This is a genomic window from Serratia sp. TSA_105.2, assembly GCF_052692115.1.
This window is the reverse complement of sequence record NZ_JBQZFT010000001.1, coordinates 1,015,092-1,038,552: the sequence shown is the minus strand read 5'-3', so window position 1 is coordinate 1,038,552 and position 23,461 is coordinate 1,015,092. Positions and strand designations below refer to the sequence as shown.

The following is a 23,461-nucleotide window of genomic DNA, read 5'->3' as shown; positions in this document are numbered from 1 at the left end:
ACAATTTGATTGTCTCGCGCTGGACAGGCGGTGAAGCGCGTGCGAAACAATAATTTTGGCGAATAACGAGGGCGGCGATGAATTTCAAACAGGTCTTCAGCCAGGCGGAGCTCAGCAAGACGGATCTGACGATTTTGCACTGTATTCTCGACAATCCGGACGCCTGCATCGACGACGGCATCCGCGCGGTGTCCGCACGCTGCTACAGTTCCCCCTCAACGCTGGTGCGGCTGGCCAAAAAGCTGGGCTTTCGCGGCTATCTCGAACTGGTCTACTTCATCAAGTTCAACCTGACGATGGCGCCGGCCTACCAGGCGGAACGCGCTACGTCGGCGGCACCGCCGGCCCAGCAGGCGCAGTTTCTCGATCTGCTCGACAGCGGCAAGATCCTGATCCACGGCAGCGGTTTTTCGCAGCTGGTGGCGCAGTATATGTACAACAAGTTTATGACGCTGGGCGTAGACAGTTACCTGTCGCTGTGGCCGGATTTCGACATTCTTGACCGTGAGACGCGCTTTCGCTTCGATATGGTGATCGTGATTTCAAAGTCGGGCAACAGCGGCTCTGCGCTGAGCTGGGGCGAGGCGGTGAAGCGTAACCACATTCTGCTGGCGGCCTTCTGCGGCGACGGCGACAGCCCGCTGGCGCAGCAGGCCGACATGACCTTTCTGTTTGAGGACCGGCAAAAATACGATCACGATATCTACTACCCCAACCCGTTTTTCGGCCACTGTCTGTTGGGATTCGAGAATGTGATCACCGCCTGGTTTGAACGACGCGGCCGCTGACGGCCGCGCCGCATCGCTTAGCGCCAGTGCCCGGCATACTGACGGTGGGCCTGCAGGTACTCCTCCACCAGCGTTTTCGCCAGCGAGTAGGAGTTGACCAGCGGGTGCACCATCAGCGCCTTGATGGCCAGTTGGCGGTTGCCGGTCAGGATCGCCGCCACTGCCAGGCGTTCGTACTCTTTCACCTGCGAAATCAGGTTTTTCTGGGTGTCGGGAATATCGCGCATTTTGACCGGCTGAATGCCGGCGCTGCTCAATTCGCAGCTGATTTCGATCACGTCTTCCGGGTGCAGAAAATCGAGCGTGTCGCGGTTTTGCATCGATACCACCACGCGTTTTTGCCGGCCGCTGTTGACCGCCTCCAGAATGTCGATCGCCACCCCGGCATAGCCGCCGCTGTCCGGCTGTTCGATAAACTGTTGCAGCGTCAGCATCTCACGCGTTTTCACCTTGCCCTGGTTGGACTCACGCTGCATGTAGGAGTTTTCGCGCTGCAGGTAATGGCTGAAGTAGACCGAGAAGGCGTGTTCCAGCTGACGGGGGATGTCCAGCTCGCCCAACGCCGACAGCATTTGGCGATTGATTGCCGCGATTTGTTCGCCGCGGGTCTCGCCGCCTTCGACGATGGCGGCGATCGCCTGCTCACGGTAGTAGTAATAGTAGAGATACTCGTTGGGCATCAGGTTGTCCGACAGCGCCACCAGCTCCGGCGAGAAGTATTTCATGCAGGTTTCGCGATACAGGCGCGGATCCGCCAGCAACCGTTCCGTGACCGGCTCGCCGTTGACGCGCGCATTGCGGAACCAGGAAAGATGGTTGAGGCCGAAGCAGTCGACGCTCAGTTGGTCTTCGCGGCAGTCCAGCAGCTCGGCCAGTTCGCAGATGAACTCGCTGAGGGCGTCGCAGATGCCGTAGACCCGGCGCTGGAAGCCGGATTTGATGATCGCCTCGGTCACCATGCCGGAAGGATTGGTGAAGTTGAACAGGACCGCGTCCGGCGATGAAAGCTGCTCGATCAGGCGGCAATAGTCGAGGATTGCCGGGATCGAACGCATCGCCATGGCGAAGCCGCCGGCGCCGGTGGTTTCTTGCCCGAGCAGCTGATGATTGAGCGCGATGCGCTCGTCATGGATGCGGCCTTCCTCGCCGCCGATGCGCAGGGTGGTGATGATATAGTCGGCGCCTTGCAGCGCCTGGCGCGGATCGCTGCTGAGGCTGAAAGCAATGTCGCCGCGAATGCGCTGGAACACGCCCTGCGCCAGGGCGCCGTAGACCGCCAGATGGCGCTCATCGGTATCCATAAACACCACTTCGGTAATGCCGATGCGATGGGCGTTATAGGCGATGGATTTGGCGAGGAACGGGGAACGCACGCCGCCGCCGCCGAGAACGGTTAATTTCATTCGATATCTCCCATTAATAAAGCGTTAGAGTGCCGCCAAATATTTTTCTACCTGATTTTTGACCTTGCCGACCGTGACGCCGTAAATCACCTGCACCTCACGGCGATTCTTGACCACGCCTTTGGCGCCGGTGCTTTTCAACGCGGCTTCATCCACCCGCGCCATATCCTTTAATTCCACCCGCAGCCGGGTAAAGCAGTTATCGACGGAAATAATGTTTTCCTTGCCGCCCAGCGCGCGAATAATGATGCCGCTCGGCTCGTCCGGGGTATTTTTGCGGTTTCGGTAATCCTGTTTGGAATAGAGTTTGACGTCCTGGTCATCTTCACGGCCCGGCGTTTTCAGATTGAGCTTCAGCACCAGCGTTTTGAACACCAGGTAATACACCGCAAACTGCACCAGGCCGATGACCACATACAGCGGCCAGCGGGTGAGGGAAACCGGCAGCGGCAGGTTGTAGGCCAGGAACTCGACCAGCCCGCTGGCGCCCCAGGGGCGCACCTGGAACAGGTTGCAGGCCACCTGCGACAGCGCGGTCAACACGGCGTGGATCACCCACAGCAGCGGAGAGATAAACAGGAAGGTGAACTCTATCGGTTCGGTGATGCCGACCAGGATCGAGGTGGTGATGGCCGGGATCAGAATCGCCTTGGCCAGCATTTTCTTTTCCGGTTTGGCGGTGTGATAGAAAGCCAATGCCGCACCCGACAGGCCGAAGATGGTTACCATCCCTTGCTGCGAGAAGCGCAGCGCCTCGTTCATCAGCGGCGAGATGCTCGGGTCGCGCATATAGGCCAGGAAAATCGCCTGCGAGCCGGAGACGGTCTGGCCGTCCTGCACGATTGAACCACCGATGCTGGTGAGCTGGAACGGCGACCAGATAAAGTGGTGTAGCCCGGTGGGGATGAGGAATTTCTCGAAGAAACCGTAGACGAATACCCCAAGCGAGCCGGAGCTTTTCATAAAGCCGGTCAGCGCGATCAGGCCCTGCGAGATGGCCGGCCACAGGTAGCTGAAGGCGACGGCGTACAGCATGATGATCGGCGTCATGGCGATCAGCACCAGCTTGGCGCCGCCATAGACCGAGAACACGCCGTTGAGTTCGACGTTGCACAGGCGGTTGTGCACCCAGGCGAGGGTGACGCCGAGGATAAGACCGAGGAAAATGCCCATATCCACCACGGTAAAGCCCAGCAGTTCCGTCTGCCCGGTGCCGTAATATTCGCCGTTGATCTTGGCCGCGACGTGGCCGCTGAGCTGCAGATAAGACGAATTGGCGCCGAGGAACATGATAAAGCACATCACCGCGACCAGCGCCGCTTCGCTTTTTTTGTCTTTGGCCAGGCCGTAGGTAATGCCGATGCAGAAAATCAGCCCGAGATTGCCGAATAACGGCCAGAAGGTATCGCCGATCATTTTACCGATAGTGAAGATGGCAGAATGTTCATTGATTAATGTGGCATTGGTGAGAATAGAACTGAGCGCCAGAATCAGACCGATTACCGGCAGGAAAAATATCGGCCCCATCATGGCTTTGGAGAAAAGCTGCAGCTTGCTTAAGATATTATCGATAATACCTTTCATGGCAGTTCCTTTTTATATTTTAATGGATGACGACGTTGCTGAATAAACTCCCTGGAAGCGAGAAAAAATAAGGCACCTTGCCTGGATTCAGTTATAGGGGGAAGTTTTCGCCGCTGCAATCGGCGGGGCGGAAATAGGCACCGATGGTCAGCAGATGACAACCGGTGCCGGTTGTGAAGGGGATCACAACCGGGCGCCGCAGCGCCCGGCGGGAAGGGTTATTCGGCCTTGGGCGAGCGATCGCGCATCACCCACTGGCTGGCGATCACCAGCACCAGCGACAGCAGCAGCAAAATGGTGGCCAGCGCGTTGACCTCCGGCGAGACGCCGACTTTCACCATCGAATAGATCTTCAGCGGCAAAATCTCGTAGCTCGGCCCGGTGACGAAGGAGGAGACGACCACGTCGTCCATCGACAGGGTGAAGCTCAACAGCCAGCCGGCCGCCACCGCCGGCATCGCTAGCGGCAAAATGATCTTGCGCAGAATGGTGAACTCGCTTGCGCCGAGATCGCGTGCGGCTTCCAGCATCTTCACGTCGAACCCTTTCAGGCGCGCGTAGACGGTCACTACCACGAACGGCAGGCAGAAGGTGATGTGCGAGAACAGCAGCGACCAGAAGCCGAGCGAAATGCCCAGCAACATGAACAGCACCAGCAGCGAGATGGCCATCACGATATCCGGCGACATCATCACCACGAACAGCATGCCGCCGACGAACGGCTTGCCGCGGAAGCGGTAGCGGTACAGCGCCACCGCGGTCAGCGAGCCGATCAGCGTGGCGAAGGTGGCGGAGAGCACCGCCATGGTCAGCGAATGGCCGGCGGCCTGCAGCAGGCTGTCGTTGTTGAGCAGCGTGCTGTACCACTTGGTGGTGGCTCCTTGCCAACTGATGCCGAAGCGCGAGGCGTTGAAGGAGTTGACGATCAGGATGACGATCGGGATATACAGATAGGCGTATACCAGCGTCATAAAGCCGCCGCGCAGCAGACGTCCGATCATGCCAGATCCTCCTTCTTGTTCAGCAGGCGGGCGGCCCGGTAATAGACCAGCAGCAACAGCCCCATCACCAGCGTCAGGCAGATGCTGGTGGCCGCGCCGAACGGCCAGTCGCGGATATTGAGGAACTGGCTTTTAATCACGTTGCCGATCAGCAGATTCTTGGCGCCGCCCATCAGATCGGCGACGAAGAACAGCCCCATCGCCGGCAGCACCACCAGCAGGCAGCCGGCGATAATGCCCGGCATGGTCAGCGGCACGATGATGCGGATAAAGGTCTGCAGCTTGCTGGCGCCGAGATCGCGCGCCGCCTCCAGGCAGGACTTATCGAGCTTTTCGATGCTGGAGTAGAGCGGCATTACCATAAACGGCAGCAGGATATACACCAGGCCGAGGATCACCGCTTCCGAGGTGTACATGATGCGCACCGGCTTGTCGATGACGCCGATCCACAGCAGCGCGTCGTTGAGATAGCCGCGGGTGCTGAGAAACAGCTTCAGGCCGTAGATGCGGATCAGCGAGTTGGTCCAGAAGGGCACGATCAGCAGAAACAGCAGCAGTGGCCGCATCTTCTGCGGCAAGCGCGCCAGGATAAAGGCGAACGGATAGCCGATCGCCAGGCAGCACAGGGTGGCGATCAGCGCCATGTTCAGCGAGTGCAGCAGCACCTGGGCGTACAAGGGGTCGAACAAGCGCCGGTAGTTGTCCAGCGTGAACACCATCTGCACCAGGTTGGCGTCGTCGCGGGTCAGGAAGCTGGTGGCGATGATCATCAGGTTCGGCATGAACACGAACAGCAGCAGCCAGGCGACGACGCCGACGATCACCACATTCTGGAAGACTTTACGCGATTTCTTCATCGGCCAGCACCACCTCCCAGCTTTCAACCCAGGTCACCGCCATCTTCTGGTTGAGCGAGTGGTCGACGTCCGGATCGTCTTCATTGAAGAACTCGCTGACCATCACCGTTTTACCGCTCTCCAGCTCAACCACCGACTCCAGCGTCATGCCTTTGTAGTTGCGCTCGCGCACGTAGCCGATCAGCCCGTCGTGCTGCGCGCTGTCGTTCACTTCTTCTACCCGCAGATCCTCCGGACGCAGCAGCACCTTCAGTTTTTGGCCCGGCTCAACCGGCAGATCGGCATAGATGTCGCACTCGCGGCCTTCGACGTTGGCGCGCACCCGCTGCGGATCGAGGCGCTGCAAGACCACCGCGTCGAAGATGTTGATCTCACCGATAAAGCTGGCGACGAACAGGTTCTTCGGCTCTTCGTAGATTTCACGCGGCGTGCCGTCCTGCTCGATGCGGCCTTCGCGCATCACCACGATGCGATCCGACATGGTCAGCGCTTCTTCCTGATCGTGGGTGACGAACACGAAGGTGATGCCCAGCTTGCGCTGCAGCGCCTTCAGCTCGTTCTGCATCTGTTTGCGCAGCTTGTAGTCCAGCGCCGACAGCGATTCGTCCAGCAGCAACACCTTCGGCTTGTTGACCACTGCGCGGGCGATGGCCACGCGCTGCTGTTGGCCGCCGGAGAGCTGTCCCGGCCGCCGCTGGGCGAACGCATCCAGCTGCACCATGCGCAGCGCCTCTTCGACGCGCGGCGTCAGTTCTGCCGCCGGCACCTTTTGCATGCGCAGGCCAAAGGCGACGTTGTCGAACACCGACATGTGCGGAAACAGGGCATAGCTCTGAAACACGGTGTTGACGTGGCGATGTTCGGCCGGAATGGCGGTGATGTCCTGGCCGTCGAGCACGATGCGGCCCCGATCGGCATCTTCAAGACCGGCAATCAGGCGCAGCACCGTGGTTTTGCCACAGCCGGAGGGGCCGAGAATGGTGAGGAATTCGCCATGGTTAATCGCCAGTTCGAGATCGGCAATGATGGTTTTGCCATCGAACGCTTTGCTCAGGGCATGCAGTTCAACAAGGGGAGTCAGAGAGGATGTCTCAGTCATTTATCGTATTACTCTATCCCGTGGGCTAATGCAGATAGAACCGCAACTGGAAAAGACTGCCGGAGCTTGCGGAATGCCCGCTGATCAAATGAAGCTCAAACCAGTTGCGCCAATGGAAATTTTTCGAGCGCGCATGATAGACGCTGAATGCCGGAATTGAAAGCCGATCCGGCCCAGATGCCGCGTTTTTCATCATGATAGCGACAAATGACCCTGTGATGACAGTGTTATTTCCCTCAGAAATCATCACAAAGATTAATGATATTGGCGAATTCTGGTTAAAAATGACCTGACGCAATATTTGATCCTGATCGGTTCCGCATAATGAAACGCGATATTCTGAGGGGCCGCTACCATGGACAAATTACTTGACCGCTTTTTCAACTACGTCTCTTTCGACACCCAGTCCAAAGCGAACGTAAAGCATGTGCCGAGCACCGACGGGCAGTTGAAGCTGGCGCGCGCGTTGCAGCAGGAAATGATCGCGCTCGGCTTCGAGCGGGTGTCGCTCAGCGAACACGGCTGCGTGATGGGCACCTGGCCGGGCAACGTCGCCTGGCCGGTGCCGGCGGTCGGTTTCATCGCCCATCTGGATACCTCGCCGGATTTCAGCGGCAAAAACGTCAATCCGCAGATCGTCGAGAACTATCGCGGCGGCGACATCGCTCTGGGCATCGGCGATGAGGTGCTGTCGCCGGTGATGTTCCCGATCCTGCACCAGATGTTGGGGCAGACCCTGATCACCACCGACGGCAAAACGCTGCTGGGCGCCGACGACAAGGCCGGCATCGCCGAGATCCTCACCGCCATGGTGCGCCTGCGCGCGCGCAAAATCCCGCACGGTGACATCCGCGTGGCCTTCACCCCGGACGAGGAGGTGGGCAAGGGGGCACAGCTATTCGACGTGGCGGCCTTCAATGCCGAATGGGCTTACACCGTGGACGGCGGCGGCGTCGGTGAGCTGGAGTGCGAGAACTTCAACGCCGCCTCGGTGACGATCAAAATCCTCGGCAACAGCGTGCACCCCGGCAGCGCCAAGGGCGTGATGGTCAACGCGCTGTCGCTGGCCACCCGCATTCATCAGGCGCTGCCGGCGGACGAAGCGCCGGAGACCACCGAAGGCTACCAGGGCTTTTATCACCTCAGCAGCATCAAGGGCAGCGTAGAGCGCGCCGAAATGCACTATATCCTGCGCGACTTCGAGCGCGAGGGGTTTGAAGCGCGTAAGCGCAAGATGGTGGACATCGCCCGCGAGGTCGGCAAAGGCTTGCCGCGCGATTGCTATATCGAAGTGAGCATCGAAGACAGCTATTACAACATGCGCGAACAGGTGGCGGAGCACCCGCATGTGATCGCGCTGGCGCAGCAGGCGATGCGCGACTGCGATATCGAACCGGTGATGAAACCGATCCGCGGCGGCACCGACGGCGCGCAGCTGTCGTTCCGCGGCCTGCCGTGCCCGAACCTGTTCACCGGCGGCTACAACTACCACGGCAAGCACGAATTCGTGACCTTGGAAGGCATGGAGCAAGCGGTGGCGGTGATCATGCGCATCGCGGCGCTGGCCGCCGAGCGGGCGCGGTAAACGGGACGCTTGCGATCGGCATAATCGCTTGCCGTAACAAGGCGTTGCTCATAGTGTGGAAGCCTATTCCCCACGCATAAGGACCGCATGATGAGCACCGAATACCGTATCGCCAGCCCGCATTTGGCGCAGTTCGTTCAGGCGATTTGGCGCCAGGCCGGCAGCACGGCGCGTGAAGCCGAGCTGGTGGCCGATCATCTGGTGCAGGCCAATCTGGCCGGGCACGACTCGCACGGCGTCGGCATGATCCCCAGCTACATGGCGTCGTTGGCGCAGGGGCAATTGCAGCTCAATCAGCATGCTGAGGTGGTGCGCGACGCCGGCGCGGTGCTGACGCTCGACGGTGCGCGCGGTTTCGGTCAGGTGGTGGCCAGCGAAGCAATGGCGCTGGGCATTGAACGCGCCGGCAAGCTGGGCCTGGCGGCGGTGGCGCTGCACAACGCGCACCATATCGGCCGTATCGGCCATTGGGCGGAGCAGTGCGCTCGCGCCGGTTTCATTTCGATTCACTTCGTCAACGTGGTGGGCGATCCGATGGTGGCGCCGTTCGGCGGCAGCGATCGCCGCTTCGGCACCAACCCGTTCTGCGCCATTTTCCCGCGGCCGGGCCGCACGCCGCTGCTGTTGGATTTTGCCACCAGCGGCATCGCCTTCGGCAAGACCCGGGTGGCCTATAACAAAGGGCTGTCGGTGGCGCCGGGCTATCTGATCGACGAACACGGGCAGCCGACCACCGAACCGAAGGTGATGCATGAAGCGCCGTTCGGTTCGCTGCTGCCGTTCGGCTTGCACAAAGGCTATGCGCTGGCGGCGATGTGCGAAATCCTCGGCGGCGCGCTCTCCGGCGGCCGCACCACCCACGACGCCACGCTGAAAGCCGACAGCGACGCCATCTTCAACTGTATGACGACCCTGATCCTCGATCCTCAGGCCTTCGACGCCCCGCAAATGCAGGCCGAAGCCGAAGCCTTTATCGGCTGGGTGAAAGCTTCGCCGCCGAGCGGCGAACAGCCGATCGTCGTCCCGGGAGAGTGGGAAGAGGCCAACCGCGCGGCGCGGCTGGAGCAGGGCATCCCGATCGATGCCAATATCTGGCGGCAGATTGGCGCGGCGGCGGAGCAGGCGGGCATGGCGGCGGGGGAACTGGCGGATCATCGCGCGCAGGCGCGGCAGGCATAAAAAAAGCCACCCGGCAGGGTGGCTTTTTCGTGTGACGGCAATCAGTCGTTAAAGTACCAATACCCGCTGTTGACCAGCGCGGTCAGCAGCGCCAGGAACGACGGATCGTCCACCGCGTCGCCGAGCAGGGCGGCGTCGACGCTGAAGTGCTGGCACAGGGCGTCTGCGGCCTGCAGCTGGTCGGTGTCGATCAGCTCGCCGTTGACGAAGCAGCGATCGCCGACGCGCAGCACCCGCAACCCGCCCAGGCGCTGCAGCGCTTCGCCCTGTTGCAGCAGCTCGTAGATTTCCCCGGCCTGATACGGTGGCTCCGGCGGCGCCAGATCCAGCTCGTGGCGCGACTGGGAGATGAACTCGCCGAACCAGTGCTGGAAGTGTTCCGGCTGTTGCACCAGATCCAGCATCATCTGCCGTAAGGCGTCCACTTCCTGCGGCAGGATCTCCGCCGGGTGTTCGCGCAGTTTAACGTCCGGATCGCCGTAGCGCTTGCTGCCCAGCTCGCGCGCCAGCACGTAATCGGCGAAGCCGCTCACCAGCTCGCGGCCGTTCGGCGCGCGGAAGCCCACCGAGTAGTTGAGCGCGTTTTCCAGCGCGTAGCCTTCGTGCGGGAAGCCCGGCGGAATGTAGAGAATGTCGCCCGGTTCCATCTCTTCGTCGATGATGGCGTCGAACGGCTCCACCTGCAGCAGATCCGGATGCGGGCAGTGCTGTTTCAGCGGCGTTTTTTCCCCGACGCGCCAGCGGCGGCGGCCGGTGCCCTGAATGATGAACACGTCGTACTGATCGAGATGCGGGCCGACGCCACCGCCCGGTACCGAGAAGGAGATCATCAGGTCATCCATCCGCCAGTCCGGCAGCTGGCGGAATGGGCGCATCAGCGCCGCGGAAGGCTCATGCCAGTGGTCCACCGCCTGCACCAGCAGCGACCAGTTGTTTTCGCTCAGGTGGTCGAAGCTCTCGAAGGGGCCGTGCGCAACCTGCCAACGGCCGTCCTGGTGGCTGACCAGGCGGCTGTCCACTTCATTTTCCATCGCCAGCCCGGCCAGCTCATCCGGGGAGATCGGATCGATAAAGTTTTTGAAGCCGCGCTTGAGAATCACCGGACGCTTTTGCCAATAACGTTGCAAAAAATCGTTCCAGTCCAGGTCTAATTGATAATCCATGTTCTATTCCAGGAGAGAGGAGTGAGCCTGTGTGCGATTATAACGGAAGTTTGGCCCCGTGGATCGGGGCCGAAGAGGCATAATTTACTCGTTGTGGTGGGTGTCGTGCTGGCGGGCGAAGGTGACCTGCATGCGCGCGCCGCCGAGCGGGCTGTCGCTGATGACGATTTCGCCGTCGTACTGCTCGATGATCTCCGCCGCCACCGACAGGCCGAGGCCCTGGCCGGGGCGCAGGGTATCCACCCGCTGGCCGCGCTGGAAAATCAGCTGGCGCTTGCTTTCCGGGATCCCCGGGCCGTCGTCGTCGATGACGATGGTGAGGTTTTTCTCGGAGTGCAGCGAGGTGATTTCCACGAACTCCAGGCAGTATTTGCAGGCGTTTTCCAACACGTTGCCCATCACTTCCATAAAGTCGTTCTTCTCGCCCATAAAGGTCACCTCCGGTGAGATGTCCAGCGTGATCGCCACCCCTTTACGCTGGTAAACCTTGTTCAGCGCCACCACCAGGCTGTCGAGCAGCGCCGGCACCGAGTGGATCTCGCGCGTCAACACCGTCTGGCCGGAGTTGATGCTGGCCCGGTGCAGGTAGTAACCGATCTGCTGCGAGATGCGGCCGATCTGATCCAGCATGATTGGCTCGGCTTCTTCGATGGTGGTCTGTTTGCCGCTGCGCAGCGAGCGCAGGGTGCTTTGCAGCACGGCCAGCGGCGTTTTCAGGCTGTGGGTCAGATCCGACAGGGTGGTGCGATACTTGGTGTAACGCTGGCGCTCGTTGCGCACCAGAATGTTCAGATTGCGCACCAGCCCGCGCAGCTCGCTGGGCGGATTTTCGTCGAGCTGATCGCGCTCGCCGTTCTCCAGCTCGCCCACCTGAGTGACCAGCGCCTTGATCGGCCGCAGGCTCCAGTAGGCCGCCAGCCACAGCAGCGGCACCACCAGCAGCAGGTTGGCCAACAGCACGTAGCTGAACCACTCCCACACTACGTCGGATCGCTGCAGCTCCTGTGGAATGCTGTCAACCACCACGATGGTCAGCGCCGGCAGCCGAGGCGTGGCGGCATAGGTGTTGACCGCCACCGAGTGGGTCAGCGCGTTCTGATCGGTATCGTCGTAATCTTTCAGCTGGTTTTGCGCTTTGGGGTTGTCCCCCAGCACTTCACTACTGATGCGGGTGTCGGTGTCGATTTCGTAAAAGCCGGCCTCTTCCAGCCATTCCTTGTTGATCAACTTCTCCAGCTCCGGCACTTTGCGCTGGCTCCACAGCAGGTTGCCTTTATCGTCATAGATAAACACCAGCGTGGGGAAGTTGAGATCGATATCGGGGGGAATGGCGATGGTGAGCTTGTTGTCTTTCCACTGCGCCAGGCTGAAGAACAGGTTGCTCTCGCCTCGCAGCAGGCGGAAGGCGGTCTTGTCGAAGCTGACGATGTAGCCGACGACCGCCACCAAACCGTAAGAGAGCGACAGCGCCAGGATCACCCCGGCGGTCGCCATCAGGAAGCGGGCGCGCAGCGAAAACGGTTTTTTATTCTTGTTGAACATCATGTTCACTTCGCGTCAAAACGATAGCCCTGGCCACGTACCGTGGTGATCACTTCATGTGGGTATTCCGCCTGCACTTTTTTACGCAAGCGGCCCATCAGCACGTCGATGGTGTGGCTTTCACGCAGTTCGGCGTCCGGGTAGAGCTGCAGCATCAACGAATCCTTGCTCACCACCTTGCCGGCGTTGCGGATCAGGGTTTCGATGATGGTGTATTCAAAAGCGGTCAGCTTGATTTGCCGATCGTTAACGCTCAGTTCGCGGCGCGACAGATCGATCTGGAACGGCGGCAGCACGATCACCTGCGAAGCCAGGCCGCTATTGCGGCGCATCAGCGCCTGCATACGGGCGATCACTTCTTCCAGGTGGAACGGCTTGGTGACATAGTCGTCGGCGCCGGCTTCCAGCACCGCCACTTTGTCCTGCCAGCTTTCGCGGGCGGTCAGCACCAGGATCGGCAGCTTGGTCTGGTGCGCGCGCCAGCGGCGGATCAGGCTCAGGCCGTCTTCACCCGGCAGGCCGAGATCGACGATGGCGATATCCGGCGCGTGTTCCTGCAGGAAGTAATCGGCTTCCTTGGCGTCTTCAGCCGCGTCGACCTGATGGCCCATCTCGCGCATCTGAACGGAAAGGTGGTGGCGCAGCAAACCATTATCTTCAACAACCAGTACTCGCATGGCGAACTCCTGTGACTGTGCGGGTGAACGTCCTGTCACCCACGCGATAAAAGGGAACACGCTCTGCGGCGTGTCAGGGGATAACGCGGCCACCTGAACCATTTTGACAAAAAGTGCTGAGGCTATGGTAGGTATAACCCGCTCGGCCCGCAAGAGAGCCGAAGCAATGTATTAAAATAAGCGTTATCAATTTGTTCGCCGACATTATCGACAAGTTCTGATAAACGTCGGATAAACAGCGACGGGGCAACGTTAAACGCAACTTAAACGCGCCGGGCATTGCCGTGAAAGGAAAGTGTGAACCGGGGCACTTGATAAGCTTTAAAGGTACTAATAAGGTATTATTGAGGCATCGGCATATTTTCTCAGGAGTGACGGATGAAGCAGTTAACCCAGGCAGAACGCATAGCGGGCGCACTTTACGGACAGATGCTGGGCGACGCGCTCGGCATGCCTTCCGAGCTGTGGCCGCGCGAGCGGGTTAAGCGCCACTTCGGCTGGATAGACGGCTTTCTCGATGGGCCGGCGGAGAACACCGCCGCCTGCTACTTCAAGGCCGGGCAATATACCGACGATACCGCGATGGCATTGGCACTGGCCGATGCGCTGTTGGAAGCGGAAGGCGAGGTGGTGCCGGAACTGATTGCCCGCAACGTGATCCGCTGGGTGGACGGTTTTGATGCCTTCAACAAGAACATTCTCGGCCCCAGTTCCAAACTGGCGCTGAGCGAGCAGAAAGCGGGCACGCCGATTGCCGAGTTGGAAAACAACGGCATCACCAACGGTGCGGCGATGCGCATTTCGCCTTTGGGCTGCGTACTGCCTTCCGCGCCGCTGGAGGATTTCTGCCAGCAGGTGTGGCTGGCTTCCAGCCCGACGCACAAATCCGACATCGCCGTCGCCGGTGCCGTGGCGATCGCCTGGGCCGTCGCGCGGGCGGTGGAAGGGGCGGACTGGGCCTCGATTCGCCTGGCGTTGCCGGAGGTGGCGGAGTATGCCCAGCGCCGGCAGGAGACGACGTTCAGCCCTTCGCTGGCGGCGCGCATCGAACTGGCGTTTCAGGTGGTGGATGAAGCCACCGACACCGAGCAGGCCTCCGAACGGGTGTATCAGCTGATCGGCGCTGGGGTGAGCACCATCGAGTCGGTACCTGCGGCGCTGGCGATGGTGCAGCTGGCGCAAACCGACCCTACCCGGTGCGCCGTGCTGTGCGCCAACCTGGGCGGCGACACCGACACCATCGGCGCGATGGCCACCGCGATTTGCGGCGCGCTGCACGGCGCAGAAGCGATCGAACCCGGATTGCTGGCGGAGTTAAAACGGGTGAATCCGCTGGATATCGAGGCTTACGTTCAGGCGTTCGCGCGTTTTCGCCGCCGCCGACAGGGCGAGGCGTAAGCGACCGCGTGACGCAACGGATCAGCTTTCGCTGGTAAATTCGTACATGTCGCTGCGGCAGAAGCTTTCGCTGTATTCGATCGGCTTTTTATGGTGGTCGAACAGCGTCTGGCGCACGATCAACAGCGGCATCGGCTCCGAGAGCCGCAGCGCCTGGCGGATATCGTCGTCGGCCATCGCCGCGCTGACCTGGCTGCGCAGCGATCCCATCTCGACCTTATTGCGGCGGAAGTAGTCGTACAGCGAAATGCCGATCTCGTCGACGTTGGCAATTGCCGTCACCACCACGTAGGACACCGCCACCGACATTGGCCGCCGATCGATCAAGTGAATGCGTTTGAATTGGTAGATCGGCGTTCCGGCCGCCAGCTGGAGCTTTTCAGCCAGTTCAGCGCCGGCGGGTATCCGTTCGCGGCTGATCCACTGCGTGTCCGGTCGGCGCCCTTGCTGTATCACCTCGCGCGAGAATCCTTTGACGTCCGCCAATGAATAGAACAGCTTCGGCTCGGGCCGTTGCGGTTGAATAAAGGTGCCGTAGCCGCGCGAACGGCCGATGATGCCGTCCTGCTCGAGGCAGGCCAGCGCTTTGCGCACCGTGATGCGTGAGATGCCGAGGCGTTCGGTGAACAGGCGCTCGCTGGGCAAAAAATCCCCCGCATTCAGCAATCCTTGATCGATAGCCTGGCGCACCGAGGCGTTGAAGCGCAAATACAGCGGCATCGCGCCCGCGCTGGCCAGATCCTGCTGCAGTTTGACCAGCAGACGCTGGTTGGTCTCCTTGCTCATAGCCGACGGAAGTCCTGTAGCCGCATTGCGATGGCTTATTTAAGGGGATTTCGCCGGGCAGCGCAACTGCCACCGCCGCTGGGAGGAAATGAGGTAGAGTAGTGCGTCGGCCCCCAGAGCCAGGAGAAATATCCCCCATGAGCGACACCCCACGACACGCGGACGACGCGGCGATCCTGGCCGCCTTCGCGCAGCAGCGCCGGCAAGGCCTGACACGGCGTTCGGCGCTGCATCAGGCCCTGTTGCAGCTGATTGCCGCCGGAGAACTGCCCTGGCGGACGAAGCTGCCGCCAAGCCGTGCGTTGGCGGCCCGGCTGGCGGTGGCGCGCGACACGGTGGAACAGACCTACGCTCGGCTGGAGGCGGAAGGGTTCATCAGCCGAACGGTGGGGCGCGGCAGCTTTGTGCGCTATCGCTGCGACACGCTGCTCGGCCGCGAACTGCTGGCGACGGCGACGGGGCAAGAGGCGCGGCTGGCGGAGCGCGAGCTGAGCGACCGCGGCCGGGCGCTGCTGGCGGTCAGCCATACGCCGCACACCAGCCGCCAGGCTTCGCTGACGCCTTCGCTGGCGGATCTGCGGGCGTTTCCCATCGAGCAATGGCTGCAGCGGGAGAAACAGGCGCTGCGGCGGCACGGCGAGCGGCTGTTGGGGTATGCCGATCCGCAAGGGTTGCCGGAGCTGCGCGCGGAGATCGCGCACTATCTGCAGCGGGAGCGGGGCGTCAAGGCGACGGCGGAGCAGGTGATCGTGGTGACCAGCTCTCAGCAGGCGCTGGCGCTGTGTACCCAGGTGCTGTTCGATCCCGGCGATGCGGTGTTCGTCGAAGAGCCGGGTTACCAGGGGGCGAAAAAGCTGGTGCAGTCGGCGGGGCTGCAGGCGCGGCCGATCGGCATCGACGAGCAGGGGTTGGATGTCGGGCAGCTGATGCAGGCCTCGGGCGGCGGGCGGGGCGTTTATATCACGCCGTCCCATCACTATCCGCTGGGGTATTCGCTGAGCCTCGATCGGCGGCTGGCGCTGTTGCAGTGGGCGCAGCGGCAGCGAGCCTGGATCATCGAAGACGACTACGACGCCGAGTTCAACTACGACCGGCAAACCAAGGCGGCGCTGCAGGGGTTGGACGGCGGCGGGCGCACGCTGTACCTCGGCTCCTTCAGCAAGACGCTGTTTCCGGGGCTGCGCATCGGCTTCATGATCGCGCCGCCGCAGTTGGTGCGGCCATTGGTCGCCGCCAGGCAGCTTCAGGACGGCTACACGTCGGCGCTGGCGCAGATGACGCTGTTCCATTTCCTGCACGAGGGCGGCTACGCCGAGCATCTGCGCAATATGCGCACGCTGTACAAGGCGCGGCTGGACGCGCTGTACGACGCGGTACATCGTCACCTGGCAGCCTGGACGCGCCCGGCGCTGCCGCAGGGCGGGCTGCAGCTGGTTTGCCCGTTGGCGGATGCGGCGATGGAGCGGCGGCTGGTGGCGGCGGCCGCCGAACGGGGGATTCGGCTGTACGGCCTGGCGGACTTCTACACCGGCACGCCGCGGCGCGGGGCGTTGGTGCTCGGCTTCTCGGCCTATACGCCGGATGAGATCGTGCGCTTTATCGCGACGCTGGCGCAGGTGTTCAGCGCGCTGCCGGTGGCAAGCGACGGTTAAAATTGGTCTGCTCTGCGTTTTGAATTGGTCCGTATTGCGCCGCCGCCGCGCGGTGTATTCTGCCGCTATCCGATTATTTCCCTAATGGAAATAATATCTTACTCCGTGAGGCGCTATGAACCTATCCAACCCTGAAGTGACTATCCGCAGAATCAATGGCGACGACAAAGCGCAATGGCTGGCGCTGTGGCAGGGCTATCTCGATTTTTACCGCGCCGACGTGGCGCCGCAGGTGACCGATCGCACCTTCGAACGCCTGGGGCAGGATGAACAGGTGTACGGGCTGGTGGCGGAGGATGCCGAGGGCCGGCTGCTCGGGCTGATGAACCTGGTGTTCCACCCGTCCACCTGGAGCGCGGTCGGCTATTGTTATATCGAAGATCTCTATGTGTCGCCGCAGGCGCGCGGCCACAAGGTGTCGGAAAAGCTGTTCGAACAGGCGTACCGATTGGCAGAGACGCGCGGCAGCGATCGGGTCTACTGGATGACCCAGGAGTACAACGCGCCGGCGCGCTCGCTGTACGACAAAATCGGCAGAAGAAGCTCGTTTATCGTTTATTCCCGTTAATCGCAGGAGGGCGTTTATGGCAATGAATCGTTATGGTCAGCCGATCGGGGAACCGATGCCGGATTGGCAGCCGGCTCGCCGCCCGGGCGGCGCGACGCTCGGCGGGCGTTTCTGTTCGCTGGCGCCGCTCGAGCCGCAGCGGGATTACGCCGCGCTGTTCGAGGCGTTTCAACTGGCGCCGGACGGCCGCGACTGGACCTATCTGTCTATCGAACGGCCCGATACGCCGGCGGCGATGCTGCAACATCTGGAGACGCTGCAGGCCAACCCGGCGCTGGTTAATCTGACGGTGTTCGACGCCGCCAGCGACGCGCCGGTGGGCACGGTGGCGCTGATGCGCATCGACGAGGCCAACGGCGTGCTGGAGATCGGCCACGTCAGCTGGTCGCCGTTGATGAAACAGCGCTCCAGCGCCACCGAAGCCATCGCGCTGCTGCTGCGCTATGCCTTCGACTCGCTGGGTTACCGCCGCTGCGAGTGGAAGTGCGACAGCCATAACGCGCCGTCCCGCCAGGCCGCGCTGCGCTTCGGTTTTCGCTACGAGGGCAATTTCCGCTTTGCGGTGATCGTCAAGGGGCGCAGCCGGGATACCGACTGGTTCGCCATCACCGCCGATCGCTGGCCGGCGGTGCGGCAGGCGCTGGCGCGCTGGCTGAGCGCGGACAACTTTGATGCGCAGGGGCGGCAGATAGCCCGACTGCAGGTGTTGCGCGGCGAATAGCAAAGAAAAAGGCGGCCCGAGGGCCGCCTTGTCGTTGTCAGGCAAAAGCGCTTACTTCAGCTCGTCGACCATGGTGGTGGCACGGCCGATGTAGTTGGCCGGGGTCATCGCCTTCAGACGGATTTTCTCTTCTTCCGGCAGCGCCAGGCCATCGATGAATGCCTGCATGCCGGCGGCGTCCACGCGCTTGCCGCGGGTCAGCTCTTTCAGCTTCTCGTAAGGCTTCTCGATGCCGTAGCGGCGCATCACGGTCTGGATCGGCTCTGCCAGCACTTCCCAGTTGTGATCCAGTTCGTCCAGCAGGTGCGCCTGGTTCACTTCCAGCTTGCTGATGCCTTTCAGGGTGGCCTGATAGGCGATCAGCGCATAACCCAGGCCTACGCCCAGGTTACGCAGCACGGTGGAATCGGTCAGGTCGCGCTGCCAGCGGGACACCGGCAGTTTGCCCGCCAGGTGGCCCAGCACGGCGTTGGCCAGGCCCAGATTGCCTTCGGAGTTTTCGAAGTCGATCGGGTTGACCTTGTGCGGCATGGTGGAAGAACCGATTTCGCCGGCGATGGTCTTCTGCTTGAAGTGGTTCAGGGCGATGTAGCCCCAGATATCGCGGTCGAAGTCGATCAGGATGGTGTTGAAACGCGCAACGCAGTCGAACAGCTCGGCGATGTAGTCATGCGGTTCGATCTGGGTGGTGTACGGGTTCCAGGTGATGCCGAGCGAGGTCACGAATGCCTCGCTGAACGGGTGCCAGTCCACTTCCGGGTAAGCGACGATGTGGGCGTTGTAGTTGCCTACCGCGCCGTTGATTTTACCCATGATCTCCACGCGCTCCAGCTGGCGGTACTGGCGCTCCATGCGGTAAGCCACGTTGGCGAACTCTTTGCCGACGGTCGACGGGGTCGCCGGCTGGCCGTGGGTGCGTGACAGCAGTGGAATATCGCGGTATTCCAGCGCCAGCCCTTTCAGCGCGTCGATGATCTTGCGCCAGTAAGGCAATACCACGTCCTGACGGGCGCTTTGCAGCATCAGCGCGTGCGACAGGTTGTTGATGTCTTCGGAGGTGCAGGCGAAGTGGATGAACTCGGATACCGCGTGCAGCGCAGGCACCGCCGCCACTTTTTCCTTCAGGAAATACTCGACCGCTTTCACGTCGTGGTTGGTGGTGCGCTCGATGGTTTTGATGCGCTGAGCGTCTTCTTCATTGAATTCCGCGACGATTTTGTCGAGGAAAGCGTTTGCGTCGGCGTCAAAAGCGGGAACTTCCTTGATTTCTGCGCAGGCCGCCAGTTTTTGCAGCCAACGTACTTCAACCTGTACGCGGAATTTCAGCAGACCGTATTCGCTGAAAATGGGGCGCAGTGCGCTGACTTTATCACCGTAGCGTCCATCAACGGGGGAAACGGCGGTCAGTGAGGATAATTCCATCGGTAGCAACTCCTGGGATCGGTTAACAATGAGCAACGATATTTTGCGCCTGTTTGAACAGACGATTACGGGAAAACATTAACTGCAGGCGGCTGCCGCCGACCTGTTGCCACAGCACGGCGGCGCGAATGCCGGCCAACAGCGTGGCGCGAACCTTGGCCTGCACCTGCGGGTTCTGCAAGATAGCCGGCGAGCCGGTCACCTGAATGCGCGGCCCGAGCGGGCTGACCACGTCGACGTAAATGCCGGCCAGCGCGCTGATGATGGTGTCCGACTCAAGATCGAAGTGCGCCAGCTGGCGTTCTAGCTGGCTGAGGCGTTCACCGAGCGTGTTCATCGCCTGTTTGTTGGCGTTGAGCTTGCGCTCCAGCACCATCAGGCTGATGGTGTAGCGGGTCAGTTCCGCGCCCGGCCCTTTGTTGTTGGCGTTAAGCACGCCCATCAGGGTTTCGAGGCCGACCATTAAGTTGCGTTCTTCACCGCCGAACACCGCCAGCGTGGAGGGTGGGTCCATCTGCAGCAGGCTTTTCAGCGAGGTCTGAAAGGCTTCGCGGTTGCATTGCCCTTCATGGGCCAGCTGCTGAACCAAACGCGCCGCCTGGCTGATACCCGCCATGGCCAGCGTGATGTCATAATAATTCTTCGCCACGATTACTCCTGTAAACGCTGTGAACGGTACATGGCTTACTGCATAAGGTTGTGTGTATCGCAGGGGTAACGGCGGCGGCCGCGAACGTTAACGAACGGGCGTGGCTGTAACAACGATGACAACGAATGCCGCGGATCATGCCACAAAATCGAGGGTAAACCCAGCGTCTAATACGCCCGTGACGAGGCGGAGGCGCCGTGCGGTGCAGAACTGCGCAAATAGGCGGCGAAAATCGCCGGCGTGGCGACGCGAACTTATTGTTGCGGCGGCAAATAAAGTGCGGCAGCTGCATCTATACTGCCAACGTGAGCCCTCAAATAAAGACCTTAATATGCACGTAAAAAACAAGCAGCCACTGCCGGCGGTGACGCTGGCGGCCATCGGCGTAGTGTACGGCGATATTGGCACCAGCCCGCTGTACACCCTGCGCGAATGCCTGACGGCGGAGGAAGGTATCACCCTGACGCCGGCCTCGATTTACGGCTTTTTGTCGCTGATTTTCTGGCTGCTGACGCTGGTGGTGTCCATTAAATACATTTGTTTCGTGATGCGCGCCGACAACGACGGCGAGGGAGGGATCCTGACGCTGATGTCGCTGGCGATCCGCAAGCTGGATGCGCGCTGGGTGCCGGCGGCGGTACTGATCGGGCTGGTGGGCGGCAGCTTCTTTTACGGCGACGGGGTGATCACCCCGGCCATTTCGGTGCTCTCGGCCATCGAGGGGCTGCAGATTATCGCCCCAGAGCTGGACAGCTTTATCGTACCGCTGTCGCTGTTGGTGCTGACCGCGCTGTTTGCGATCCAAAAACGCGGCACCGGCAGCGTCGGTAAACTGTTCGCCCCGGCGATGGTTATCTGGTTTCTGACGCTCGCGCTGCTGGGTATCGGCGGGATTCTGCATCATCCCGGCGTGCTGCGGGCGCTGAACCCTTACTGGGCGGTGAATTTCTTCTTCGAATACAAGGCAGTGTCGTTTTTTGCGCTGGGCATGGTGGTACTGTCGGTCACCGGCGCCGAAGCGTTGTACGCCGATATGGGCCACTTCGGTAAAAAACCGATCCGTCTGGCGTGGTTTACGCTGGTGGCGCCGGCGCTGGTGCTGAACTATTTCGGCCAGGGGGCGCTGCTGCTGGCCAATCCGGCGGCGATCAACAACCCGTTCTTCCTGCTGGCGCCGACCTGGGCGCTGATCCCGCTGCTGGTGATCGCCACGCTGGCGACGGTGATCGCCTCGCAGGCGGTGATCTCGGGCGTGTTCTCGTTGACGCGGCAGGCGGTGCGGCTGGGCTACCTGCCGCCGATGCGCATCATCTATACCTCCGATCAGGAGTCTGGGCAGATCTACATTCCGGTAGTGAACTGGCTGCTGTTCGCGGCGGTGCTAATCGTGATTATCAGTTTCAAACACTCCAGCAACCTGGCCTCGGCTTACGGCATCGTGGTGACCGGCACCATGCTGCTGTCGTCGATTTTGCTGAGCATCGTGGCGGTCAAAAACTGGGGCTGGCCGCGCGCGCTGGGCGGACTGATGCTGGTTGTCATGCTGTGCATCGACGTACCGCTGTTCGGCGCCAACCTGATCAAGCTGGCGACCGGCGGCTGGCTGCCGGTGGCGCTCGGGCTGACCATTCTGCTGATCATGTTGACCTGGAAGACCGAGCGTTCGCGCCTGATCCGCCGGTTGCGCGATAATCAGGAAGGGCTGAGCGCGCTGATCGAGTCGCTGGAGAAGGCGCCGCCGAAGCGGGTGCCGGGCACCGCGGTGTTTATGGAACGCACGCCGCACGCGGTGCCGCTGGTGTTGTTGCACAACCTGAAGCACAACAAGGTGCTGCATGAACGCGTGGTGCTGCTGACCATCGTCACCACCGACATGCCGTACGTGCACAACGTGCAGCGGGTGGCGATCGAACAGCTGTCGGCGAGCTTTTGGCGGGTGGTGGCGAGCTACGGCTGGCGCGAGACGCCCAACGTGACGGACATCCTTTACCGCTGCGGCCTGGAGGGGATGAGCTTCACCATGAACGAGACCTCGTTCTTCATGTCGCGCGATACGCTGGTGCTGGGCAAGCGGCCCTGGTATCTGCGCGTACGCGGCAAGGTGTTCCAACTGTTGCAGCGCAACGCGCTGCGCGCGCCCGATCTGTTCGAAATCCCGCCAAACCGAGTCATTGAACTGGGTGCGCAGGTGGAATTTTGAATAAAAAAAACGCTGCGATAAACGCAGCGTTTTTCTTGGGCGGCAGGCGAATTACGCCAGGCGCTGTTCGATGATGCCGCCGCCGAGGCAGATTTCGCCCTGGTAGAACACCGCCGACTGGCCTGGGGTGACGGCGGAGACCGGCTCGTCGAAACGCACTTCGATGCGTTCATCGTCGAGCGGGGTCACGGTGCAAGGGATGTCCTGCTGGCGATAGCGGGTCTTCACCGTGCAGTGGAGCGGGCCGCTCAGCGGCAGGCGATCCACCCAGTGCAGCTGCTGCGCGATAAGGCCGACGGACATCAGGCGCGGGTGATCGTGCCCCTGCGCAACCACCAGCACGTTGTTGGCCACGTCTTTATCCACCACGTACCACGGATCTTCGCTGCTGTCTTTCATGCCGCCGATGCCCAGCCCTTTACGCTGGCCCAGGGTGTGATACATCAGGCCCTGGTGTTCGCCGACGGTCTGGCCGTCGACGCTGACGATCGGGCCCGGCTGCGCCGGCAGGTAACGGCCGAGGAAGTCGCGGAACTTGCGCTCGCCGATAAAGCAGATGCCGGTAGAATCTTTCTTCTTGGCGGTGACCAGCTCCAGCTGCTCGGCGATGCGGCGCACCTCCGGTTTTTCAAGCTCGCCGACCGGGAACAGGCTCTGCGCCACCTGCTCGTGGCTCAGGGTGTAGAGGAAGTAGCTCTGATCTTTGTTGCCGTCGACGCCGCGCAGCAGGCGGCTCTTGCCGTCCACGTCCTGGCGGCGCACGTAGTGGCCGGTGGCGATAAAATCGGCCCCCAGATCCTCGGCAGCGAACTCCAGGAAGGCTTTGAATTTGATTTCTTTATTGCACAGGATGTCCGGGTTCGGCGTGCGGCCGGCCTTGTACTCTTCCAGGAACAGCTCAAACACGTTGTCCCAGTATTCTGCCGCAAAGTTCACCGTGTGCAGTTCGATGCCCAGCTTGTCGCAGACCGCTTGCGCGTCGGCCAGATCGGTCGCGGCGGAGCAGTACTCTTCGTCGTCGTCTTCTTCCCAGTTCTTCATGAACAGCCCAGCGACCTGATAGCCCTGTTGCTGTAACAGATAGGCGGTAACGGAAGAGTCGACGCCGCCGGACATACCGACGATTACTTTTTTCTGGCTGTTGTCTGACATGGGGATCTCACGAACTTGAACACGAACCGTGCTGA

General features: G+C 61.2%; 21 protein-coding genes. 8 read left to right on the top strand and 13 right to left on the bottom strand.

Annotated elements, in window-relative coordinates:
• Window positions 1–77 precede the first annotated feature (77 nt).
• Complete coding sequence (locus ACUTSC_RS04770) at window positions 78–788, top strand: SIS domain-containing protein (protein WP_197767652.1); 711 nt, start codon at window positions 78–80, stop codon at window positions 786–788.
• Window positions 789–805: 17 nt separating this feature from the next.
• Here ACUTSC_RS04770 and ACUTSC_RS04765 read toward each other — a convergent pair whose 3' ends face one another.
• The 6 genes from ACUTSC_RS04765 to ACUTSC_RS04740 all read right to left on the bottom strand — a co-directional run bounded on the left by ACUTSC_RS04765 (window position 806) and on the right by ACUTSC_RS04740 (window position 7,030).
• Window positions 806–2,191, bottom strand: a complete 1,386-nt coding sequence (locus ACUTSC_RS04765) for a family 4 glycosyl hydrolase (RefSeq protein WP_445653116.1) — start codon at window positions 2,189–2,191, stop codon at window positions 806–808.
• 24 nt (window positions 2,192–2,215) lie between these two features.
• On the bottom strand, window positions 2,216–3,775 hold the full coding sequence (locus ACUTSC_RS04760; protein ID WP_142109741.1) for a PTS transporter subunit EIIC: 1,560 nt from the start codon (window positions 3,773–3,775) through the stop codon (window positions 2,216–2,218).
• Window positions 3,776–3,993: 218 nt separating this feature from the next.
• Window positions 3,994–4,776, bottom strand: a complete 783-nt coding sequence (gene potC, locus ACUTSC_RS04755) for a spermidine/putrescine ABC transporter permease PotC (protein ID WP_047727722.1) — start codon at window positions 4,774–4,776, stop codon at window positions 3,994–3,996.
• Window positions 4,773–5,633, bottom strand: coding sequence for a spermidine/putrescine ABC transporter permease PotB (potB, locus tag ACUTSC_RS04750; RefSeq protein WP_197767654.1), 861 nt, complete (start codon window positions 5,631–5,633; stop codon window positions 4,773–4,775). The genes potC and potB overlap by 4 nt, the downstream gene beginning before the upstream one ends.
• Window positions 5,617–6,732 (bottom strand): spermidine/putrescine ABC transporter ATP-binding protein PotA, encoded by a 1,116-nt coding sequence (gene potA, locus ACUTSC_RS04745; RefSeq protein WP_049202554.1) that lies wholly within the window; start codon window positions 6,730–6,732, stop codon window positions 5,617–5,619. The genes potB and potA overlap by 17 nt, the downstream gene beginning before the upstream one ends.
• Before the next feature lie 25 nt (window positions 6,733–6,757).
• Window positions 6,758–7,030 carry a hypothetical protein gene (locus tag ACUTSC_RS04740; RefSeq protein ID WP_126179550.1) on the bottom strand — a complete coding sequence of 91 codons (273 nt, stop codon included), beginning with the start codon at window positions 7,028–7,030 and terminating at the stop codon, window positions 6,758–6,760.
• Window positions 7,031–7,087: 57 nt separating this feature from the next.
• On the opposite strand from ACUTSC_RS04740, the gene pepT reads away from it, so the two are divergent.
• On the top strand, window positions 7,088–8,317 hold the full coding sequence (pepT, locus tag ACUTSC_RS04735) for a peptidase T (RefSeq protein WP_197767655.1): 1,230 nt from the start codon (window positions 7,088–7,090) through the stop codon (window positions 8,315–8,317).
• 90 nt (window positions 8,318–8,407) lie between these two features.
• Entirely contained in the window at window positions 8,408–9,496 is a 1,089-nt protein-coding gene (locus ACUTSC_RS04730) for a malate/lactate/ureidoglycolate dehydrogenase (protein WP_445653115.1), read from the top strand.
• Between the two features lie 41 nt (window positions 9,497–9,537).
• Here ACUTSC_RS04730 and ACUTSC_RS04725 read toward each other — a convergent pair whose 3' ends face one another.
• The 3 genes from ACUTSC_RS04725 to phoP form a co-directional block, all read right to left on the bottom strand.
• Window positions 9,538–10,659, bottom strand: a complete 1,122-nt coding sequence (locus tag ACUTSC_RS04725) for a ribosomal protein uL16 3-hydroxylase (protein WP_004941161.1) — start codon at window positions 10,657–10,659, stop codon at window positions 9,538–9,540.
• An 84-nt stretch (window positions 10,660–10,743) separates the two neighbouring features.
• Complete coding sequence (gene phoQ / locus ACUTSC_RS04720; protein WP_197767827.1) at window positions 10,744–12,201, bottom strand: two-component system sensor histidine kinase PhoQ; 1,458 nt, start codon at window positions 12,199–12,201, stop codon at window positions 10,744–10,746.
• A gap of 5 nt (window positions 12,202–12,206) precedes the next feature.
• Window positions 12,207–12,878 carry a two-component system response regulator PhoP gene (gene phoP / locus ACUTSC_RS04715; protein WP_025302513.1) on the bottom strand — a complete coding sequence of 224 codons (672 nt, stop codon included), beginning with the start codon at window positions 12,876–12,878 and terminating at the stop codon, window positions 12,207–12,209.
• 378 nt (window positions 12,879–13,256) lie between these two features.
• Here phoP and ACUTSC_RS04710 point away from each other — a divergent pair, with 378 nt between their 5' ends.
• A complete protein-coding gene (locus ACUTSC_RS04710) occupies window positions 13,257–14,276 on the top strand; it encodes an ADP-ribosylglycohydrolase family protein (RefSeq protein ID WP_197767656.1) in 1,020 nt (339 codons plus the stop codon).
• Window positions 14,277–14,297: 21 nt separating this feature from the next.
• Here the strand turns inward: ACUTSC_RS04710 and ACUTSC_RS04705 are convergent, their stop codons facing one another.
• Entirely contained in the window at window positions 14,298–15,062 is a 765-nt protein-coding gene (locus ACUTSC_RS04705) for a UTRA domain-containing protein (RefSeq protein ID WP_197767657.1), read from the bottom strand.
• A gap of 137 nt (window positions 15,063–15,199) precedes the next feature.
• Here ACUTSC_RS04705 and pdxR point away from each other — a divergent pair, with 137 nt between their 5' ends.
• The 3 genes from pdxR to ACUTSC_RS04690 all read left to right on the top strand — a co-directional run bounded on the left by pdxR (window position 15,200) and on the right by ACUTSC_RS04690 (window position 18,003).
• Window positions 15,200–16,714 (top strand): MocR-like pyridoxine biosynthesis transcription factor PdxR, encoded by a 1,515-nt coding sequence (gene pdxR / locus ACUTSC_RS04700; RefSeq protein WP_197767658.1) that lies wholly within the window; start codon window positions 15,200–15,202, stop codon window positions 16,712–16,714.
• A 115-nt stretch (window positions 16,715–16,829) separates the two neighbouring features.
• The gene (locus ACUTSC_RS04695) at window positions 16,830–17,282 is read left to right on the top strand and encodes a GNAT family N-acetyltransferase (RefSeq protein ID WP_049202749.1); all 453 of its coding nucleotides are present in this window, start codon (window positions 16,830–16,832) and stop codon (window positions 17,280–17,282) included.
• 16 nt (window positions 17,283–17,298) lie between these two features.
• Window positions 17,299–18,003 carry a GNAT family N-acetyltransferase gene (locus ACUTSC_RS04690; RefSeq protein WP_197767659.1) on the top strand — a complete coding sequence of 235 codons (705 nt, stop codon included), beginning with the start codon at window positions 17,299–17,301 and terminating at the stop codon, window positions 18,001–18,003.
• Window positions 18,004–18,054: 51 nt separating this feature from the next.
• Here the strand turns inward: ACUTSC_RS04690 and purB are convergent, their stop codons facing one another.
• A complete protein-coding gene (gene purB / locus ACUTSC_RS04685; RefSeq protein WP_197767660.1) occupies window positions 18,055–19,425 on the bottom strand; it encodes an adenylosuccinate lyase in 1,371 nt (456 codons plus the stop codon).
• Between the two features lie 22 nt (window positions 19,426–19,447).
• Entirely contained in the window at window positions 19,448–20,074 is a 627-nt protein-coding gene (gene hflD / locus ACUTSC_RS04680) for a high frequency lysogenization protein HflD (protein WP_197767661.1), read from the bottom strand.
• A gap of 331 nt (window positions 20,075–20,405) precedes the next feature.
• Between hflD and kup the strand changes: the two genes are divergently transcribed.
• Window positions 20,406–22,274, top strand: coding sequence for a low affinity potassium transporter Kup (gene kup, locus ACUTSC_RS04675; protein WP_197767662.1), 1,869 nt, complete (start codon window positions 20,406–20,408; stop codon window positions 22,272–22,274).
• A gap of 51 nt (window positions 22,275–22,325) precedes the next feature.
• Here the strand turns inward: kup and mnmA are convergent, their stop codons facing one another.
• Window positions 22,326–23,426 (bottom strand): tRNA 2-thiouridine(34) synthase MnmA, encoded by a 1,101-nt coding sequence (mnmA, locus tag ACUTSC_RS04670; RefSeq protein WP_197767663.1) that lies wholly within the window; start codon window positions 23,424–23,426, stop codon window positions 22,326–22,328.
• Window positions 23,427–23,461 lie beyond the last annotated feature (35 nt).

What these genes read in the sequence shown, in the direction of transcription:
- ACUTSC_RS04770 (WP_197767652.1), top strand. Translation starts at nt 78, where the DNA reads ATGAATTTCAAACAGGTCTTCAGCCAGGCGGAGCTCAGCAAGACGGAT.
- ACUTSC_RS04765 (WP_445653116.1), bottom strand. Translation starts at nt 2,191, where the DNA reads ATGAAATTAACCGTTCTCGGCGGCGGCGGCGTGCGTTCCCCGTTCCTC.
- ACUTSC_RS04760 (WP_142109741.1), bottom strand. Translation starts at nt 3,775, where the DNA reads ATGAAAGGTATTATCGATAATATCTTAAGCAAGCTGCAGCTTTTCTCC.
- potC (WP_047727722.1), bottom strand. Translation starts at nt 4,776, where the DNA reads ATGATCGGACGTCTGCTGCGCGGCGGCTTTATGACGCTGGTATACGCC.
- potB (WP_197767654.1), bottom strand. Translation starts at nt 5,633, where the DNA reads ATGAAGAAATCGCGTAAAGTCTTCCAGAATGTGGTGATCGTCGGCGTC.
- potA (WP_049202554.1), bottom strand. Translation starts at nt 6,732, where the DNA reads ATGACTGAGACATCCTCTCTGACTCCCCTTGTTGAACTGCATGCCCTG.
- pepT (WP_197767655.1), top strand. Translation starts at nt 7,088, where the DNA reads ATGGACAAATTACTTGACCGCTTTTTCAACTACGTCTCTTTCGACACC.
- ACUTSC_RS04730 (WP_445653115.1), top strand. Translation starts at nt 8,408, where the DNA reads ATGAGCACCGAATACCGTATCGCCAGCCCGCATTTGGCGCAGTTCGTT.
- ACUTSC_RS04725 (WP_004941161.1), bottom strand. Translation starts at nt 10,659, where the DNA reads ATGGATTATCAATTAGACCTGGACTGGAACGATTTTTTGCAACGTTAT.
- phoQ (WP_197767827.1), bottom strand. Translation starts at nt 12,201, where the DNA reads ATGTTCAACAAGAATAAAAAACCGTTTTCGCTGCGCGCCCGCTTCCTG.
- phoP (WP_025302513.1), bottom strand. Translation starts at nt 12,878, where the DNA reads ATGCGAGTACTGGTTGTTGAAGATAATGGTTTGCTGCGCCACCACCTT.
- ACUTSC_RS04710 (WP_197767656.1), top strand. Translation starts at nt 13,257, where the DNA reads ATGAAGCAGTTAACCCAGGCAGAACGCATAGCGGGCGCACTTTACGGA.
- ACUTSC_RS04705 (WP_197767657.1), bottom strand. Translation starts at nt 15,062, where the DNA reads ATGAGCAAGGAGACCAACCAGCGTCTGCTGGTCAAACTGCAGCAGGAT.
- pdxR (WP_197767658.1), top strand. Translation starts at nt 15,200, where the DNA reads ATGAGCGACACCCCACGACACGCGGACGACGCGGCGATCCTGGCCGCC.
- ACUTSC_RS04695 (WP_049202749.1), top strand. Translation starts at nt 16,830, where the DNA reads ATGAACCTATCCAACCCTGAAGTGACTATCCGCAGAATCAATGGCGAC.
- ACUTSC_RS04690 (WP_197767659.1), top strand. Translation starts at nt 17,299, where the DNA reads ATGGCAATGAATCGTTATGGTCAGCCGATCGGGGAACCGATGCCGGAT.
- purB (WP_197767660.1), bottom strand. Translation starts at nt 19,425, where the DNA reads ATGGAATTATCCTCACTGACCGCCGTTTCCCCCGTTGATGGACGCTAC.
- kup (WP_197767662.1), top strand. Translation starts at nt 20,406, where the DNA reads ATGCACGTAAAAAACAAGCAGCCACTGCCGGCGGTGACGCTGGCGGCC.
- mnmA (WP_197767663.1), bottom strand. Translation starts at nt 23,426, where the DNA reads ATGTCAGACAACAGCCAGAAAAAAGTAATCGTCGGTATGTCCGGCGGC.